This is a genomic window from Streptomyces sp. NPDC002130 (assembly GCF_040296465.1).
Classification (GTDB): Bacteria; Actinomycetota; Actinomycetes; order Streptomycetales; family Streptomycetaceae; genus Streptomyces.
Map to the genome: position 1 here is coordinate 1 of NZ_JBEOXI010001049.1, position 1,189 is coordinate 1,189.

2 protein-coding genes and 1 pseudogene are annotated in these 1,189 nt (G+C 61.0%); 2 read left to right on the forward strand and 1 reads right to left on the reverse strand.

Annotation, left to right across the window (positions count from 1 at the left end):
- Positions 1-569 (forward strand): aldo/keto reductase (locus ABT116_RS48260; protein WP_351647860.1); only part of this gene is annotated, 569 nt, incomplete at its 5' end.
- A 12-nt stretch (positions 570-581) separates the two neighbouring features.
- Here ABT116_RS48260 and ABT116_RS48265 read toward each other — a convergent pair.
- Positions 582-992, reverse strand: coding sequence for a TetR-like C-terminal domain-containing protein (locus ABT116_RS48265; protein WP_351647862.1), 411 nt, complete (start codon positions 990-992; stop codon positions 582-584).
- Between ABT116_RS48265 and ABT116_RS48270 the strand changes: the two are divergent.
- Positions 969-1,189, forward strand: a pseudogene (locus tag ABT116_RS48270) (hypothetical protein); the annotation flags it as partial. The gene ABT116_RS48265 and the pseudogene ABT116_RS48270 sit on opposite strands and share 24 nt — an antisense overlap.

Here is a 1,189-nt window from a genome sequence, read left to right on the forward strand (position 1 = left end):
GAACACTCGCCGCTTTCGACACCAGCCTCGACAAGCTCGGACTCGACTACGTCGACCTCTATCTGATTCACTGGCCCGCGCCGGCAAAGGGCCTGTTCGTCGAGACCTGGGCGGCATTCGAGCAAATTCTCGCCTCCGGCCGCACCCGGGCGATCGGTGTGTCCAACTTCCTGCCCGAGCACCTCGAACTGCTGGCCGAGCACAGCTCGATCACCCCGGCCGTCAACCAGATCGAATTGCACCCCCGCCTGCAACAGCACGCATCACGGGAGTACGCACAGAGCCGCGGCATCGAAATCGAGGCATGGAGCCCATTAGGACAGGGAACGATCCTCGACGACCCGACCATCGGGAAAATCGCTGCAGCACACGGCAAGAGTCCCGCGCAGATCATTCTGCACTGGCACCTCGAACAGGGACACACCGTTCTGTCGAAGTCGGTCACGCCTGCACGCATGCGCGAGAACGCCGCAATCTTCGACTTCACACTCGATGCTGACGAGTCAGCTGCCATCGCAGCGCTGAACACCGACAGCCGTGTCGGACCCGATCCAGTCGAATTGAACTGAATCGAAACGGCTTCAAGAATTTTCGTGGGGAGTCAACGTCAGCAGCACGGAATCGACGGACTGCTCGGCCAGGAGCGCGTCCAACGGTAAGTGACGGAACAACGCTCGGTAATAGATCGGCGACGCCAGGGCATCCAGGACGAAGTCCAGGTCGAAGTCGCTCCGAATGTCGCCGCGCAGCCGCGCCGATTCCAGCACTGCCGCAGTGGAATCGCGTCGTGGCTGAAAGAATGCCGACTGGAAATCCCGCGCCAATTCCGGGTCCGCCGCCAGATCCGCAACCAACGCGGGCAGGATCCGCCCAACTACCGTTTCGCTCAGCCCCACAACCAATGTCGTGATGCCGGCGACCAGGTCTGCCCTGAGATCGCCGGTGTCCGGCGTTGGATCAGTACCGATATGCCCCACGACGACGTCGACCACCAGATGCCGCTTCGACGGCCATCTCCGGTAGATGGCAGTGAGGATCATTGGCTCGAACTCAACAAGCAAGGGCTGACCAGCGCAACCATTTTCCGTGACGCTGTCGATGGCACGTCGAACTTCGATCTTGAAGCCTCGATTCAGCGCGGAGTTTCTCCGGTCAAGCGAGTGACGGGTGTGGATCTGCTTCCTTCATC